Origin of the sequence: Zobellia sp. B3R18 (assembly GCF_018860715.1) — a bacterium.
Lineage (GTDB): Bacteria > Bacteroidota > Bacteroidia > Flavobacteriales > Flavobacteriaceae > Zobellia > Zobellia russellii.
Genome location: NZ_JAHKQG010000011.1, coordinates 332,512 through 347,981, shown reverse-complemented (window position 1 = coordinate 347,981; position 15,470 = coordinate 332,512). Strand labels below are relative to the sequence as shown.

18 protein-coding genes are annotated in these 15,470 nt (G+C 39.0%); all 18 read left to right on the top strand.

The window, feature by feature from the left end:
* The first annotated feature begins 121 nt into the window (after positions 1 to 121).
* Entirely contained in the window at positions 122 to 502 is a 381-nt protein-coding gene (gene gcvH / locus KO513_RS08020) for a glycine cleavage system protein GcvH (protein WP_215438507.1), read from the top strand.
* Entirely contained in the window at positions 474 to 896 is a 423-nt protein-coding gene (locus tag KO513_RS08015; protein ID WP_215912963.1) for a VanZ family protein, read from the top strand. Before gcvH ends, KO513_RS08015 begins: the two co-directional genes overlap by 29 nt.
* Positions 897 to 949: 53 nt before the next feature.
* A complete protein-coding gene (locus tag KO513_RS08010; RefSeq protein WP_215438505.1) occupies positions 950 to 1,654 on the top strand; it encodes an energy transducer TonB in 705 nt (234 codons plus the stop codon).
* Positions 1,655 to 1,831: 177 nt separating this feature from the next.
* Positions 1,832 to 2,731 (top strand): heme o synthase, encoded by a 900-nt coding sequence (gene cyoE, locus KO513_RS08005; protein WP_215912962.1) that lies wholly within the window; start codon positions 1,832 to 1,834, stop codon positions 2,729 to 2,731.
* Between the two features lie 8 nt (positions 2,732 to 2,739).
* A complete protein-coding gene (locus tag KO513_RS08000; protein WP_215912961.1) occupies positions 2,740 to 3,321 on the top strand; it encodes a cytochrome c oxidase subunit 3 in 582 nt (193 codons plus the stop codon).
* A 97-nt stretch (positions 3,322 to 3,418) separates the two neighbouring features.
* Positions 3,419 to 4,408 (top strand): cytochrome c oxidase subunit 3, encoded by a 990-nt coding sequence (locus KO513_RS07995; RefSeq protein WP_215438502.1) that lies wholly within the window; start codon positions 3,419 to 3,421, stop codon positions 4,406 to 4,408.
* A 50-nt stretch (positions 4,409 to 4,458) separates the two neighbouring features.
* On the top strand, positions 4,459 to 4,845 hold the full coding sequence (locus KO513_RS07990; protein WP_215438501.1) for a cytochrome C oxidase subunit IV family protein: 387 nt from the start codon (positions 4,459 to 4,461) through the stop codon (positions 4,843 to 4,845).
* A gap of 99 nt (positions 4,846 to 4,944) precedes the next feature.
* Complete coding sequence (locus KO513_RS07985) at positions 4,945 to 5,583, top strand: hypothetical protein (RefSeq protein ID WP_215912960.1); 639 nt, start codon at positions 4,945 to 4,947, stop codon at positions 5,581 to 5,583.
* 25 nt (positions 5,584 to 5,608) lie between these two features.
* Positions 5,609 to 6,331, top strand: a complete 723-nt coding sequence (locus KO513_RS07980) for an SCO family protein (RefSeq protein WP_215912959.1) — start codon at positions 5,609 to 5,611, stop codon at positions 6,329 to 6,331.
* Positions 6,332 to 6,865: a DUF420 domain-containing protein gene (locus KO513_RS07975; RefSeq protein WP_215912958.1), complete on the top strand. Its 534-nt coding sequence runs from the start codon at positions 6,332 to 6,334 to the stop codon at positions 6,863 to 6,865.
* Positions 6,866 to 6,903: 38 nt separating this feature from the next.
* Positions 6,904 to 7,137 (top strand): hypothetical protein, encoded by a 234-nt coding sequence (locus KO513_RS07970; protein ID WP_215438497.1) that lies wholly within the window; start codon positions 6,904 to 6,906, stop codon positions 7,135 to 7,137.
* Between the two features lie 104 nt (positions 7,138 to 7,241).
* On the top strand, positions 7,242 to 8,486 hold the full coding sequence (locus tag KO513_RS07965; protein WP_215912957.1) for an ABC transporter permease: 1,245 nt from the start codon (positions 7,242 to 7,244) through the stop codon (positions 8,484 to 8,486).
* 32 nt (positions 8,487 to 8,518) lie between these two features.
* Positions 8,519 to 9,778 (top strand): ABC transporter permease, encoded by a 1,260-nt coding sequence (locus KO513_RS07960; RefSeq protein WP_215912956.1) that lies wholly within the window; start codon positions 8,519 to 8,521, stop codon positions 9,776 to 9,778.
* A 60-nt stretch (positions 9,779 to 9,838) separates the two neighbouring features.
* Positions 9,839 to 10,951, top strand: coding sequence for an efflux RND transporter periplasmic adaptor subunit (locus KO513_RS07955; RefSeq protein ID WP_215912955.1), 1,113 nt, complete (start codon positions 9,839 to 9,841; stop codon positions 10,949 to 10,951).
* Positions 10,952 to 11,059: 108 nt separating this feature from the next.
* Positions 11,060 to 11,764: an ABC transporter ATP-binding protein gene (locus KO513_RS07950; RefSeq protein WP_215438493.1), complete on the top strand. Its 705-nt coding sequence runs from the start codon at positions 11,060 to 11,062 to the stop codon at positions 11,762 to 11,764.
* Positions 11,754 to 12,983 carry an ABC transporter permease gene (locus KO513_RS07945; protein WP_215912954.1) on the top strand — a complete coding sequence of 410 codons (1,230 nt, stop codon included), beginning with the start codon at positions 11,754 to 11,756 and terminating at the stop codon, positions 12,981 to 12,983. Before KO513_RS07950 ends, KO513_RS07945 begins: the two co-directional genes overlap by 11 nt.
* Before the next feature lies 1 nt (position 12,984).
* Entirely contained in the window at positions 12,985 to 14,247 is a 1,263-nt protein-coding gene (locus KO513_RS07940; RefSeq protein WP_215438491.1) for an ABC transporter permease, read from the top strand.
* 63 nt (positions 14,248 to 14,310) lie between these two features.
* Positions 14,311 to 15,450 carry an efflux RND transporter periplasmic adaptor subunit gene (locus tag KO513_RS07935; protein WP_215912953.1) on the top strand — a complete coding sequence of 380 codons (1,140 nt, stop codon included), beginning with the start codon at positions 14,311 to 14,313 and terminating at the stop codon, positions 15,448 to 15,450.
* The last annotated feature ends 20 nt before the right edge of the window (positions 15,451 to 15,470 follow it).

Here is a 15,470-nt window from a genome sequence, read left to right as displayed (position 1 = left end):
GCACTATACCTGAGTCTAATATTAAGTTAGGGTAATTTTTGGCTTTTGCCCATTAACTTGGTCTTGTTTTTTTGAAAACTCTTTCAGAAAACAATACATTTGTTTTCATAAAAATTAGACCATGAATATACCTGCAGAATTAAAGTATACAAAGGATCACGAGTGGATCAAATTAGATGGCGATGTAGCTACCGTTGGCATTACGGATTTTGCTCAGAGTGAATTGGGCGATATTGTATATGTGGAAGTAGAGACCGTAGATGAAACCTTGGATAGAGAAGAGGTTTTTGGAACGGTTGAAGCGGTAAAAACAGTATCCGATTTGTTTCAGCCTTTGAGTGGAGAGATCATAGAATTCAACGAAGCTTTGGAAGATGCTCCCGAAAAAGTGAATTCTGACCCTTACGGCGATGGTTGGATGGTGAAAATTAAAATTAGTGACGCCTCTGAAGTAGACGATCTTTTGTCTGCAGATGATTACAAATCACTCATTGGTGCTTAAAAACAACAAGTATACGATTGCGTTTTTGGGCTGGATGGTATTTGTTACCTTTTTTAGCCTAGTTTCTTTCTCTGATACTGAAGCTGCTAATATAGATATACCCAACCTTGATAAGGTAGTTCATTTTTCTTTTTACTTTGGGGCCGCTTTTTTGGCAGTGCTATTTATCAAGGAAAGGACAAAAGGAGGTGTGGAGCTACGCAAGGCTGTTTTATATGCCGTAGTGGGGGCTATTATTTATGGTATAATTATTGAGGTATTACAGTATAGTTTTACAGCAGATCGTCATGGCGATATCCTAGATGCATTGGCAAATAGTGTGGGTGCAATCTTAGGGTCATTGGCCGTTAAATCCCTTTTTTCCAAGGAAAGGTGGTTAAAATGGAAAAATTAGTTGCTTGTTAAAGGAATATTTAATTAAATTAGCAAACATTAAAACACAAAATTATGGAACCGAAAAAGAATCCGAAAGCAGATATAGGCCGCAATAGCGGACTCTATTTTGTTATTGGTCTGGCACTTACAATGGCATTGGTATATGGTGCGCTAGAGTGGAAAACGTACGATAAGACAAATGACTACGATATTTCAATGAATGTAGATGATGAATTGGACGAAGAAGTTCCTATGACGGAGCAGATTAAGACGCCACCGCCACCACCGCCACCAGCGGCTCCTGAAATTATTGAAGTTGTTGAAGATGAAGAAGAGGTTGAGGAAACTGTAATTGAATCTACTGAGACAAGTCAGGAGGAAGAGATTATTGAAGTTGAAGATGTAATTGTTGAAGAAGAGGTAGAAGATGTAGATGTACCTTTTGCAGTTATTGAAGATGTACCTATTTTTCCAGGTTGTGAAAGTGAGTCTGATAAAAGGGCTTGTTTCCAGAAGATGATGCAAAAGCATATCGGAAAAAACTTTAGATACCCAGAAATTGCCCAGGAAATGGGGGTTCAAGGTAGGGTTAGTGTAATGTTTACCATTCAAAAAGATGGTAGCATTGGTAACGTTAGAATGCGTGGACCGGACAAAAACCTAGAAAAAGAAGCTGCTCGTATCATTAGTAAGCTTCCTAAAATGACACCAGGTAAGCAACGTGGTAGAGCTGTAAGGGTTCCATTCAGTATTCCTATTACATTTAAATTGCAATAAGCATCGCTTACAAAATATATTCAAGGCCTGTCTACAACGTAGACAGGCCTTTTTTTGTTGATTAACCTTATAATCGCTCTTTAATTTTTGATGGCTTTGTATGGTATAATATAAAGATGTCCAATTGGTTGCAGAAATAGAGGTTGAAAGCTATCTTTGCGGTTCGAAAAAAGATGAATGAAGACAGCGGTGAATACGGCAACAACTCCTTCTCTGGCGTTGGCAATGGCGGATTTTAAGGAGATTACCAAAGCCAGACTGGCAATTAGTGTGGTTTTTTCTTCTTTGGCCGGTTATTTACTGGGAGCCGATCAGATTAATTTTGTTTCACTTTTGTTATTGGCGTTTGGCGGTTATTGTATGGTTGGAGCATCCAATGCTTACAATCAGATTATTGAAAAAGATTTGGATGCGTTAATGAAACGTACCCAGAACAGACCCATTCCTTCTGGTAGGATGTCCGTTAGAAAAGCATTGTTCATTGCTATTTTGCTTACCGTTCTAGGGGTAGTTTCCCTTTATGTGCTGAACCCTAAGACCGCAATGTTCGGGGCTATTTCCATTTTTCTCTATACAAGTTGTTATACACCATTAAAAACCAAGACGCCTTTGGCGGTTTTTGTAGGGGCTTTTCCTGGGGCAATTCCTTTTATGCTGGGTTGGGTAGCTGCCACTAATGAATTTGGTATTGAGCCGGGTACACTATTCATGATTCAGTTTTTCTGGCAATTTCCTCATTTTTGGGCTTTAGGTTGGATGTTGGATGATGATTATAAAAGAGGAGGTTTTAAAATGTTACCTACTGGAAAAAAGGACAAAGGCACAGCATTGCAGATTATAATGTATACCATTTGGATGTTGGTTATTTCCATCGTTCCCGTATTTGGTTTTACAGGTAGGTTAGAACTTTCCGTTCCTGCAGCGATTATTATATTTTTAATGGGAATGGTCATGTTGGTCTTCGCTTTTCTTTTGTACGAAAAACGGGATAACGTTACCGCACGGAAATTAATGTTGGCCAGTGTTAGTTATATTACATTAATGCAGGTGGTTTACGTAGTAGATAAGTTTATTTAAATATGATCATGGATTTAACAAGAGGAACGGGGAAAGAAAAGAACGATAGGGCTAAAAAAATGATGCTCTGGTTTGGTATTGTAAGCCTTATCATGGGTTTTGCAGGGTGGACCAGTGCTTATATTGTAAGTAGCTCCCGTGAAGATTGGATCAGTGACCTTCATTTACCAAGTTCGTTCTTTGTGAGTACAGCATTGATCATTGCAAGTAGTCTAACATATATTATGGCTAAAAAAGCCATAAAAAGCGGTAGCGCTACTGTAGGGACACGTTGGTTGTTGGCTACATTGGGTTTGGGTATGGCCTTTGTTGCGTTTCAGTTTAACGGATTTTCCCAAATGATAGCCACAGGATACTATTTCACGGGGCCAACAAGTAACATTAAATTATCGTACGTTTTCTTGATTGCTATGGTGCATATTGTGCACGTAGCGGCAGGTCTTATATCCTTATTAGTGGTCTTATACAATCAGGTAAAGGGTAAATACTCCCCTCAAGAGCATTTAGGAGTAGATTTGGGAGCAACTTTTTGGCATTTTTTAGACCTGTTATGGGTTTATTTACTGGCATTTATGTACTTCGTAGGGTAATAAAATTAAATAAAGTTGGTTTTTCATGTGTATAGCGCTTTCACGATACATAAGAAAACTATAAATTTGTGCAAAATCTAACCATACTACAAAATATATGGATACAACGGTAACAACTGGTACGGCAGAAGAAAACGTGTGGGGTGGCGGAAATAGTCCCCTAGGAGCATCATACGGAAAAATGATGATGTGGTTCTTTATCGTTTCTGATGCTTTAACTTTCTCAGGTTTTTTAGCTGCTTACGGCTTTTCAAGATTTAAGTTTATAGAAACGTGGCCAATAGCGGATGAGGTCTTTACCCACGTTCCTTTCTTTCATGGTAATTACCCCATGATTTATGTGGCTTTCATGACGTTCATACTTATTATGTCTTCCGTAACTATGGTTTTGGCTGTAGATGCAGGACATAAAATGAAGAAAAACGCCGTAATCTGGTATATGTTCCTTACCATTATTGGTGGTGCTATATTCGTAGGTTCTCAGGCTTGGGAATGGGGTACGTTTATAAAAGGTGATTATGGTGCGGTTGAGACTAAAGGTGGCCGTATTTTACAATTTGTAAATGCCGAAACGGGCGAGCGTGCTGCAATTCGTGATTTTGCAAAGACTATACCTACGGAGCGTGCGGAACATGAGCGTAAGAACGGAGTTTGGTTTTTTGATGAAGGATATATGCCTAGTTATTCGTTTAACGAGGTAATGGAAGGCTTTAAGGCTAATCCTAACATTCTTATTCGAACTGAGGCGATAGTCCAGGAAGGTGAGCATGAAGGGCATAAAACTTTACTCAACAGAGAGGAGTCTCTTAAGAAAATAAAGGACGGACAATTAGTTGTTGAAGGAGCTAACTTAATTCGTAATGAATATGGTAGTCGTTTATTTGCAGATTTCTTCTTCTTTATAACAGGTTTTCACGGTTTTCACGTTTTCTCAGGTGTGATAATCAATGTAATCATATTCTTTAATGTGATTTTAGGAACCTATGAGCGAAGAGGACATTATGAAATGGTTGAAAAAGTTGGTCTGTACTGGCACTTTGTAGATTTGGTATGGGTATTTGTATTTACCTTTTTCTACTTGGTATAATTTATTCTTCCTGAAAAAACGATATATAACGCATTTGAGATTTATATAATATGGCACAGCACGCACACAAACTAGAAATTTTTAGAGGACTGTTGAAGTTTAAGTCCAACACCCAGAAAATTTGGGGAGTACTTATATTTCTTTCTCTTATTACAGCGGTTGAAGTAGTATTGGGTATTGTAAAACCAAGGTCATTAACACATTCCTACTTTATTGGAATGAAGTTGTTGAACTGGATATTCATAATCCTTACTTTGGTAAAGGCGTACTATATTGCTTGGGATTTTATGCACTTACGTGATGAAAAGAGTTCTTTGAGAAGGGCGATTGTGTGGACTCCTATTTTTCTAGTAGCTTATCTATTGTTCATTCTTCTTTTTGAAGCGGATTATGTTTACAACGTATACAAAGATGGTTTCATACAGTGGAATTTCTAAAATAATATCTTAATAAATTAACAGCATACTAAGACGGTTTCACAACCGTCTTTTTTATTTTTGTGGTTTACTAAATTTGGTGTTCGGCACTCTTTTGTTATGCAGGTAAAAAAGTATTCGGTCTTAGTGGTATTGTTTATTTTGCCTATAGTGGCATATCTCTTTTTTGCTTCAGGGGTAACTAACTTTGGGAAGCTATCGGTTTTGACAGAAGGAGTGGATGACGTTGCGCACATGGATCCCAATGTTAGTCTTAAAGATAATATTACCGTGGTAGGTTTCTTGGGTAAAAATCCAGATAGAAAAAATGGTAACGCCTTCAACCTTAATCAAAAAATATACAAGCGCTTTTATCAGTTTAAAGACTTTCAGTTTGTCATGGTAATGCCAAAAGGAACCGAGGCACAGGCCGATGAGTTAAAGAAGGAGTTGGGGAATTTAGTAGATATGAAAAAATGGAACTTTGTTTTTGGCAATGACCAGCAAGTAACCGATTTTTTTAATTCGCTGAATACGGATATAGAGCTTGAAAGCGATTTAAGCACGCCCTATGCCTTTATTATAGACAAAGATTTGAGTCTTAGGGGCAGAACGGAAGATGGTAAGGAAGGTACGCTATACGGTTTTGATGCTTCATCGGTTTCCGAACTTAATAATAAAATGGAAGATGATGTAAAGATTATATTGGCGGAATATCGCATGGCTCTAAAAAAGAATAGCGCCGATAGGCAAAAGTAGTAACGGTTTAGATTTAAATGCTGCAATGAAAAAGTATACGTACGTTTGGGTGTCTTTGGTAATACTGGTTTTTGGAATCATCTTCGTACCAAAAATTGTAAACCGTATTTCTAGTGGAACCATTGTAGAGAACGACCGTTTGAATGTGGAAAATGCAAAGAGTACTTTGTCCTACATCACTTTAAATGGAGAAAAGAAAAGAGTGCCTTCTTTTAATCTTATTAATCAAGATAGCTTGGCCATATCCAATTCGGATTATAAGGGTAAAGTGTTTGTTGTGGAGTTTTTCTTTACGAGCTGCCCTTCTATTTGTCCTATCATGACCCAAAATCTGGTTGAAATACAAAGCCAATTCAAGGGTAATGACCAATTTGGAATAGCTTCATTTTCTATAACTCCGGATTTTGATACTCCTACGGTATTAAAAGCATATGCCGAAAAGAATGGAATTACAGATTTGGACTGGCATTTAATGACCGGCGATAAAGAACAGATTTACGATTTGGCCAATAACGGTTTCAATATTTTTGCTTCTGAAATGCCGGATGCACCAGGTGGTTTTGAGCATTCCGGTCTGTTTGCCTTAGTGGACAAAGAAGGATATTTAAGGTCAAGAAAAGACGATTTTGGAAACCCTATCATTTACTACCGTGGTGCCATTACAGAGAAGCAAGGTGAAAATGACCACGGTGAAAAGGAACAGATTTCAATCTTAAAAGAAGATATCAAACGTTTATTAGCAGAATAGATGGAGGAGACGCTAGCCAAGGAAAAAAGGTTTAATAAATTAATTACGGTAGTTTCTATAATTGTACCGGTAGTGGTGGCCATATTGTTTGGGGTTAAAATACCAAATGTAGAAAGACTTGGTTTCTTGCCTCCAATTTATGCTTCAATAAACGGACTTACGGCCGTGCTGTTGATTGTGGCTGTTTGGGCTATAAAAAACGGTAAAAAGAAATTACACCAGAACATAATGACCAGTTGTATTGGATTGTCTCTGTTGTTTTTGGTAATGTATATTGCGTATCATATGACTTCAGAATCTACATCCTACGGTGGTGAAGGAGGTATGCGCTATGTCTATTTCTTTATTCTAATTTCGCATATTGTTCTTTCAATCGCTATCATACCTATGGTCTTAAAAACCTATGCTTTTGCTTATTTGGAAAAGTTTGAAAGCCACAGAAAATGGGCAAAGGTTACGTTTCCAATATGGTTGTATGTTGCGGTTACGGGGGTTGTGGTGTACATTATGATTTCACCTTACTATATAAGTTAGAAGAAAATAGGAAGAAGATAATTGTTTAATATATGAGAATGAAAAAGAGCCTGTTTGCCTTACTTTTTTTAGCTAGTTTAATGATTCCTCAAGATATGGAGGCGCAATGTGCTATGTGTCGTGCCGCTTTGGAAAGTAGTGGTAACGTTGATGCAGCGGAAGGTATAAACAATGGCATTGTATACCTTATGGCTTTGCCCTATATTCTTGTAGGAGGACTCTTTTATTTCGTATACAAAAAGATGAAAAATAGGTCCCCAGAAGAAGTTTAACATTTCTTTTGGTAATTTAGTGTAACAAAAAGTGCCCTTCATAGTCTTGTAGTTGTGCGATATCCCCCATCGTGCTCATCAATCAATCAATCAAAATCAACTACATGTTCGACATCGAAAGGTGGCAGGAAATTTTCGATACGATTCGCAAAAATAAATTGCGAACCTTCCTTACCGGTTTATCCGTGGCTTCGGGTATATTTATTCTCGTTATTTTATTAGGTTTTGGCGAAGGCTTTCGCAATGGTATTGCCCATGAGTTTGAACAAGATGCGGCAACCAGTGTGTGGGTGTGGCCGGGTACTACCACAAAAAAGTATAAGGGGCTCAACCCTGGCAGAAATATTCAGTTAACCAATGCCAACTACGAGTTTTCGGCAAAGTTGCTCGAAGACGACATTCAATTTAAATCACCTAGAATTTTTGTTCGGAATGTATCGGTTACCTACGGTAACGAAGCATTGGTGTACCAGGTACAGGGAGTTTCGTCCCAATTTCAATTAATAGAGAATGCAAATATGTCCGGGGGTAGATTTCTAAATCCCCAGGATGAAAAGGATAGGGCTAAAGTAGCGATAATAGGAAAGAAAATAGCAGATGATGTTTTTTCTAAAGTTGATAACCCGGTTGGGGAATTCATTAAGATTTCAGGACTACCTTTTAAGATTGTTGGCGTATTCAATGAAACCGAGGACAGGGAAGAGGAGCGCATTTACATACCCATGACCACGGCCCAAAGCACTTTTAACGGTGGGGATAGATTAAATAACCTTGCTTATACTTTACCGCCCGCAGATAATTTTGAAGAAGTAGTTTCCAGATCTATTAAGTTCAAAAATAGTCTTCAGTCGTATTTACAACAAGTTCATACCGTTGCACCGGATGACACCAATGCTATATTTGTATGGAGTGCTATGGAAGAAGCTAAAAGGTACTATAGTCTAACGGATAATATTGCTTTGTTTTTCTGGTTCGTTGGCATATGTACCATAATAGCTGGTGTGGTTGGGGTGAGTAATATTATGCTGATCGTGGTAAGGGAAAGAACCAAAGAAATTGGTATACGAAAGGCACTTGGTGCCAAGCCATGGTCTATAGTTGGTATGATTTTGCACGAATCTATTTTCATTACGGCCATTTCTGGCTTTGCAGGACTCATTTTTAGTATGGGACTCTTGGAGTTTGTTGGCCCTCATATAGAGGTGGACTACGTTTTAAACCCCTCCGTAAATTTTACGGTAGCTATTTCAACTGTTTTTGTACTAGTATTGGCGGGGGCAGTGGCAGGGTTCTTTCCAGCATGGAGGGCGGCCAATATTCATACCATTGATGCATTACGAGATGAATAAAACAATATCTGAACCAATTTTATTTCACAATCATGTTCAATAAAGACCGTTGGAAAGAAATTTTGGAAGTACTTACCGGTAACTGGTTCCGAACCGTATTAACGGCCTTTGGGGTGTTCTGGGGTATTTTCATCTTAATCCTGTTGCTTTCGGCAGGAAAAGGGCTGGAGAACGGCATTATGCAAGACTTTGGAGACATTGCTACCAATACCATGTTCATGTGGTCTAGAAGTACTACTAAGCCCTATAAGGGTCTTCCAAAAAATAGAAGCTTTCTTTTTAAAGTTGAAGACGTTCAGGCGATAAGGGATAAGGTGCCCAACTTAAGATTTATATCTCCAAGAAACCAACTTGGCGGGTTTAATGGAGCCAACAATGTAGTCCGAGGAATTAAGACCGGAGCCTATAATGTGTACGGTGATTATCCTGAAATTAGCAAGCAAGACCCTATGACCATGACTTCCGGGCGGTTTTTGAACTATAATGATATAAAGGAAAAACGAAAGATTGCAATAATAGGAGAGGGAGTACGAGCAGGGCTTTACGATAAAGATGAAGAAGTACTGGGTTCGTTTATAAAGATTCAGGGAGTGAATTTTATGGTGGTCGGAACCTATAAAAAGAAGAGTAACGATGGCGACGGCGAGGAAGCGCAAAAGGAAATTTTCGTGCCCTTTACCACGTTTTCCCAAGCCTTTAATAGGGGAAATGATGTGGGGTGGATGGCAATAACTGCAAACGATGGTACTTCTATCACTAGTCTAAAGGATAAGATTATGGGCGTGGTTAAAGAAAACCATAAAGTACACCCGGAAGATCAGCGTGCCGTTGGGCATTTTGATTTATATGAACAATTTCAGCGCGTTCAGAGTTTATTTGGGGCGTTGCGTTTTATCGCCTATTTCGTAGGGATTCTAGTATTGCTTTCCGGAATAATTGGGGTAAGTAACATTATGCTTATTGTGGTAAAGGAAAGAACCAAGGAAATAGGAATACGTAGGGCTTTGGGAGAAGACCCTTGGTCCATTAAACTACAGATTTTAATGGAATCTATCTTTTTGACCATTATATCGGGTATGGCAGGGATTACTTTAGGTGCATTGTTCATCTATGGGGTCAATGTGCTTCTGGATATGAACGGTCCGGTAGATATGTTCGCTAATCCTAGTGTAAGCTTAGGGGTAGTTGTAGTGGCTCTGTTCATTCTTATTTTTTCAGGTCTCTTAGCTGGTTTTATTCCGGCGCAGAGTGCAATAAAAGTAAGGCCCATAGATGCTCTCAGAACCGAGTAGACTGAGAATCAATTTTATAAAAACAACAATCGAATAACATAACATCAATCAATCATAAAAATGAAAAAGTCAGTAACCAGAATCATCCTTTTGCTTATAGTCGTGGCCTTTGGCGGATCAATGTATTACCTATACCAAAAAAACGCTGAAGACCCTGTAGTGTATGAAACGGAACAGGCATCTAAAAAGACTATTGTAAAGAAAACGGTAGCCACGGGAAGCATACTTCCCTTGGAGGAAGTACTCATTAAGCCTAATATTTCCGGGGTAATAGAAGAGGTGTTTGTTGAAGGTGGTGATTATGTAAAGTCGGGAGATTTGCTTTGTAGGATTAAAGTGGTGCCCAATCTAAATGCGCTTAACGATGCGCGAAATACAATTGATGAGGCCAAGATCAATTTAGATGACCAGCTTAGAAACCTGGAGCGTCAAAAGGGGTTGTTCGCTAAAGGGGTGATATCAAAAGTAGATTTGGAACGTGCGGAAGTTACTTATGACCAAGCTAAACAAGGGTATGCTGCGGCCAACAAGCGTTATGATATTGTAAAAACAGGTACTACAAAAGGGTATGGAAATGCCGCGAATACTCAAATTAGGGCAACCGTTAGCGGAATGGTACTTGAGGTGCCCGTGGAAGTGGGTAATCAGGTAATAGAGAGTAACAATTTTAACGAAGGAACTACCATTGCCGCCATTGCAGATGTAGATAAAATGATTTTTGAAGGAAAGGTAGACGAAAGTGAAGTAGGTAAAATTAAAGAGAATTTGCCTCTTGAAATTACTGTTGGGGCTTTAGAGGGAAAGGTGTTTGATGCAGTTCTAGATTATATAGCTCCTAAGGGAAAAGAAGAGAACGGTGCCATTCAGTTTGAAATTAAAGGAACTATGAAAAAGCAGGATTCCGTTTTTATCAGGGCGGGGCTAAGTGCCAATGCATCGGTAATACTGGGTAAGGCAGATAGTGTTTTGGCTATTAAGGAAGCCTTGGTGCAGTTTGATGATAAAACAAAGTCGCCTTATGTAGAAGTGTCAAGTGGGAATCAAAGCTTTGAACGCAAGGATATTGAGCTGGGAATCAGCGATGGTATTTTTGTTGAAGTAAAATCCGGACTTACAGAAACGGATAAAATCAAAGTCTGGAATGCCATTGAAAAGGAGGAAGAAAAAGGATAATTTTATTATTTAACACAAAATTTGGAGTCCATCTTGTAACAATTGGGCAACTTACAAGTCCTATTGCCATATTGTTCAAGAATTCCAAATACAATTAACAATACTACCATGATTGAAATTAAAGATCTGCATAAATCCTACAAAATGGGTAGCAATTCGTTGCATGTTTTAAAAGGGTTGAATTTTAGTATTGAAGAAGGAGAACTTGTGGCTATTATGGGCTCGTCCGGATCGGGAAAATCAACTTTATTGAACATTTTGGGAATGTTAGATGAGGCAGATTCCGGATCATATACGTTAGACGGAGTTCCTATTAAGAATTTGAACGAGACCAAAGCGGCTAAATACAGAAACAAGTTCTTAGGTTTTATATTTCAGTCGTTTAACCTTATTAACTACAAAAGTGCTATGGAAAATGTGGCACTTCCTTTATACTATCAAAAAGTACCTAGAAAGGAAAGGGAGGAAAAAGCCCTTAAATACTTGGCTCAGGTGGGGCTTAAAGAATGGGCAACCCATTTGCCAAATGAACTTTCCGGGGGGCAAAAGCAACGTGTGGCAATAGCAAGAGCTATGGCGGCAGAACCAAAAGTGCTTTTGGCCGATGAGCCTACCGGTGCATTGGATAGTAAGACATCGTACGAAGTAATGGATCTTATTCAGAATATAAATGATGAGGGCAATACCATTCTTGTCGTTACGCATGAAGAAGACATTGCCCATATGTGTAAGCGTATTGTGCATTTAAAGGATGGAGTAATCGTGGAAGATAAAAAAGTAGAACAGGTTAGGGCTGCTCAATATGTTAAGTAGAGACAACTGGAAAGAAATTTTCGAGACTATTCAAAAAAACAAACTTCGTACATTTTTGTCGGGGTTTACCGTGGCTTTGGGTATTCTTATTTTTGTTGTGCTTTTCGGATTTGGCAACGGCCTCATCAATACTTTTGATGATTTTTTTGGTGATGATGCCACCAATGTGTTCTATATATTTCCTGGTAGGACAACTATGCCCTATAAAGGTTATAAATCCAATAGGGCCATTGAGTTCGATAATAGTGATTTGGCAGATATTGAGAAAAACTTCCCCTTGTTCCTTGATTATATTTCACCAAGATTAACACGCCAGGATACGGTTAGCTACAAAAACGAGTCCAATAGTTATAGAACACAAGCAGTAGGGCCTGCACACCAGTACAATGAAATGACCATTATGATGAAGGGGCGTTACTTAAACGACCTGGATATAAAAAACAAGACCAAATATGCTGTAATTGGTAGGTTGGTGGAGCAAGACCTTTTTGGGGCTAAAAATTCAATGGGTAAATATATAGATGTAGGCGGTAGCTCTTTTAAAGTTATTGGGGTTTTTCAAGATGATGGAGGAGATAATGAAGAGCGCGTGGTATATATACCATATACCACCCGACAGTTGATTGAAAAGAACACAGATAAGATCAATCAGATTGTTGTAGGGTTTAAACCGGAGATTGGTTATGCAGGGGCTATGGCCTTTGAAAAGAGTTTGGATAAGTTTATCCGCTCAAAAAAATACATCAATCCTAAGGATCAAAACGGAATATTCATCAGGAATGTGGCCGATCAATTAAAACAGAATCAGCAATTTGCCAGGGTATTACAGATCATTGTAGGTTTCGTAGCCTTTGGAACTATTATAGCAGGTATTATCGGGATCAGCAACATTATGGTCTTTGTGGTCAAGGAACGAACAAAGGAATTGGGTATACGCAAGGCACTAGGCGCTACGCCCAAAGCGGTAATTGGAACTATTTTATTGGAATCCGTATTTATAACTACGGTTTCCGGTTTTGTTGGGATGCTCGTTGGTGTAGCCATTTTAAGTTCAATGGGTGAAAAGCTAAAGGACTTTTTTATTACCAACCCATATATAGATACAGGTATAGCTGTTTCGGCTACTATAGTACTGATTATTTTTGGTGCCATTGCAGGGTATGTTCCCGCAAGGCGTGCCGCACGTATTAAACCCATTGTAGCCCTAAGAGACGAATAATATGAGCTTTATATTCGATAGAAATACATGGCAAGAGATTTTCGGTTCGATCAGTAAGAACAAGATTAGGACCGTCATTACGGTTGTTGGGGTTTTATGGGGCATCTTTATTTACATAGCGCTTTCCGGTGCGGCCAAGGGCATGGACAATGGTTTTGAGAGCATGTTCCAGACCATTGCCAGGAACAGTATGTTCGTATGGGGGCAAAGCACAAGCATGCCCAATGAGGGGTACAAGACCGGAAGGCAGATGCAATTAAAAATCGAAGATGCGGTAATGATAGAAAATCGTATACCGGAAGTAGAATATATTGCCCCACGAAACGTACGTGGATTTTTTGGGTCGCCCCCTGCCAACATTGGCCGTAAGAACAAAACGGGTAGTTATTCTTTGTTTGGGGATTATCCGGCTTTTACCAAAATAGCTCCCAAGAAAATTTATGATGGCGGTCGTTTTATTAATGATGAGGATATTGAGCAGTCCCGTAAAGTGGCGGTAATTGGTGAGCGTACACAAAAAGAGCTGTTTGATAAGGATGAGAATCCCATTGGTGGATATTTTAAAATTGACAATGTATATTTTCAAGTAATAGGAGTCCATAAATTTGAGCCTAGTGGTGGTTTTGGTGGTGATGGCGATATTTTTATTCCTTTTACCACCTTCAAAAAATTGTACAATACAGGCGAAAATGTAGGATGGTTTTCCATTGCGGCCTATGATGATGCAGATGTTATAAAAGTAGAGGAGAATATAAAGGACTTGTTAAAGAACCTGCATAACGTACATCCGGATGATGACCGTGCTTTTGGGTCGTTCAATTTGGGGGAACAGTTCAATAAAATCGTTGGTTTTGCCAACGGAATTACGTTTCTGTCCCTTATTGTTGGTATTGCTACAATTTTGGCAGGGGTTATAGGTATTGGTAACATTTTGCTTATTTCGGTAAAGGAAAGAACCAAGGAACTTGGCGTACGAAGGGCGCTTGGCGCCACACCTGCGGAAGTGCGTAACCAGATTATTTTAGAATCCGTTTTTCTTACCGTCATAGCGGGTATCATGGGTATTATTTTGGGTGCCATGACTTTGGCGGGTATTGCTAGTTTAACAAAAGATATTGATTTCCCTTATACAAACCCAACAGTGCCTATACCCTATGTGTTAGGGGCGTTGGCCATTATGGTGGTATTAGGAACCTTAATTGGGCTTATACCTGCCCAACGTGCCGTTAGTATTAAGCCTATTGACGCGCTACGTGAAGAATAACAAGCTATTTTGTAACAAATAGGAAGACAACGGAACCAATAGACAATAAACACATCTGAAAAAATGAACAAAATCGTAAAATATATCTTAATTGGTATTTTGATATTAGGCGCCCTATGGGCCGCAGCTTTTTTCGTGAAATCAAACAGTAAAGATGCTGTTACGTATGAGACGTCAACTCCTTTCATTTCTAATATAGAAAAGAAAACCGTGGCCACTGGAAAAGTAATTCCAGAGGATGAGGTAGAAATAAAACCTCAGATTTCGGGTATCATCCAAAAAATATACTTGGAGGAGGGGCAGAAGGTTAAATCGGGAGATTTAATAGCAACAATTAAGGTGGTGCCAAACGAACAGGCCCTAAACCAATCTAGAGGTAGGGTAAGGAATGCCGAACTGGCACTTAATAATATAAAAATTGAATACAACAGGAACAAGACCTTGTTCGATAAAGGTGTGATTTCTAGCCAGGATTTTAATACCCTTCAGCTACAGAACGATCAAGCGGTACAGGAGCTTGAAAATGCAAAAGCAGACTATCAGATTATTCGTCAAGGGTCGGCCGGAGGTTCCAGTAGTGCTAATACGAACATACGCGCTACGGTAGACGGGACTATTTTGGAAATACCGGTAGAAGAAGGTGATCAGGTTATTGAGAGTAACAATTTTAATGATGGTACAACCATTGCTTCCATTGCCGATTTAAGCAAGATGATTTTTGAAGGAAAGGTTGATGAAGGCGAGGTTGCCAAATTGGAAGTAGGTACACCTTTAAAAATTAGTTTGGGCGCAATAGAAGGAACCGAGCTGGATGCAAAATTACGTTTTATAGCACCTAAAGGAATAGAGGAAACAGGTGCGGTACAGTTTAAGATTGAAGGTGATGTTGAGGTAAAAGATGATATTTTTATACGAGCTGGATATAGTGCCAATGCATCATTGGTTCTTGAGAAAAAAGACGACGTACTGGTTATTCCCGAAGCGCTGTTGCAGTTTGATAAAAAGACCGATAAACCATACGTAGAGATTGAAACTGGCGATCAGCAGTTTGAAAGAAGGGATATTGAGATAGGAATTTCGGATGGGGTTAACGTTGAAATCGTATCGGGATTAACAGAATCGGACAAAGTGAAGATTTGGAACAAGACCGAGCCTATTAAAAAAGGAGAAGACGAAGAGGAAGAAGAAGCTAAAGAAGAGTAAAAATCATCAATCATAATCAA

Coding starts and splice junctions, on each gene's coding strand:
- KO513_RS07940 (WP_215438491.1), top strand. CDS start 12,985: ATGAGCTTTATATTCGATAGAAATACATGGCAAGAGATTTTCGGTTCG.
- KO513_RS07975 (WP_215912958.1), top strand. CDS start 6,332: ATGGAGGAGACGCTAGCCAAGGAAAAAAGGTTTAATAAATTAATTACG.
- cyoE (WP_215912962.1), top strand. CDS start 1,832: ATGAAGACAGCGGTGAATACGGCAACAACTCCTTCTCTGGCGTTGGCA.
- KO513_RS07960 (WP_215912956.1), top strand. CDS start 8,519: ATGTTCAATAAAGACCGTTGGAAAGAAATTTTGGAAGTACTTACCGGT.
- KO513_RS08010 (WP_215438505.1), top strand. CDS start 950: ATGGAACCGAAAAAGAATCCGAAAGCAGATATAGGCCGCAATAGCGGA.
- KO513_RS08000 (WP_215912961.1), top strand. CDS start 2,740: ATGGATTTAACAAGAGGAACGGGGAAAGAAAAGAACGATAGGGCTAAA.
- KO513_RS07995 (WP_215438502.1), top strand. CDS start 3,419: ATGGATACAACGGTAACAACTGGTACGGCAGAAGAAAACGTGTGGGGT.
- KO513_RS07990 (WP_215438501.1), top strand. CDS start 4,459: ATGGCACAGCACGCACACAAACTAGAAATTTTTAGAGGACTGTTGAAG.
- KO513_RS07965 (WP_215912957.1), top strand. CDS start 7,242: ATGTTCGACATCGAAAGGTGGCAGGAAATTTTCGATACGATTCGCAAA.
- KO513_RS07955 (WP_215912955.1), top strand. CDS start 9,839: ATGAAAAAGTCAGTAACCAGAATCATCCTTTTGCTTATAGTCGTGGCC.
- gcvH (WP_215438507.1), top strand. CDS start 122: ATGAATATACCTGCAGAATTAAAGTATACAAAGGATCACGAGTGGATC.
- KO513_RS07980 (WP_215912959.1), top strand. CDS start 5,609: ATGAAAAAGTATACGTACGTTTGGGTGTCTTTGGTAATACTGGTTTTT.
- KO513_RS07945 (WP_215912954.1), top strand. CDS start 11,754: ATGTTAAGTAGAGACAACTGGAAAGAAATTTTCGAGACTATTCAAAAA.
- KO513_RS07985 (WP_215912960.1), top strand. CDS start 4,945: ATGCAGGTAAAAAAGTATTCGGTCTTAGTGGTATTGTTTATTTTGCCT.
- KO513_RS07950 (WP_215438493.1), top strand. CDS start 11,060: ATGATTGAAATTAAAGATCTGCATAAATCCTACAAAATGGGTAGCAAT.
- KO513_RS07935 (WP_215912953.1), top strand. CDS start 14,311: ATGAACAAAATCGTAAAATATATCTTAATTGGTATTTTGATATTAGGC.
- KO513_RS07970 (WP_215438497.1), top strand. CDS start 6,904: ATGAAAAAGAGCCTGTTTGCCTTACTTTTTTTAGCTAGTTTAATGATT.
- KO513_RS08015 (WP_215912963.1), top strand. CDS start 474: ATGATTACAAATCACTCATTGGTGCTTAAAAACAACAAGTATACGATT.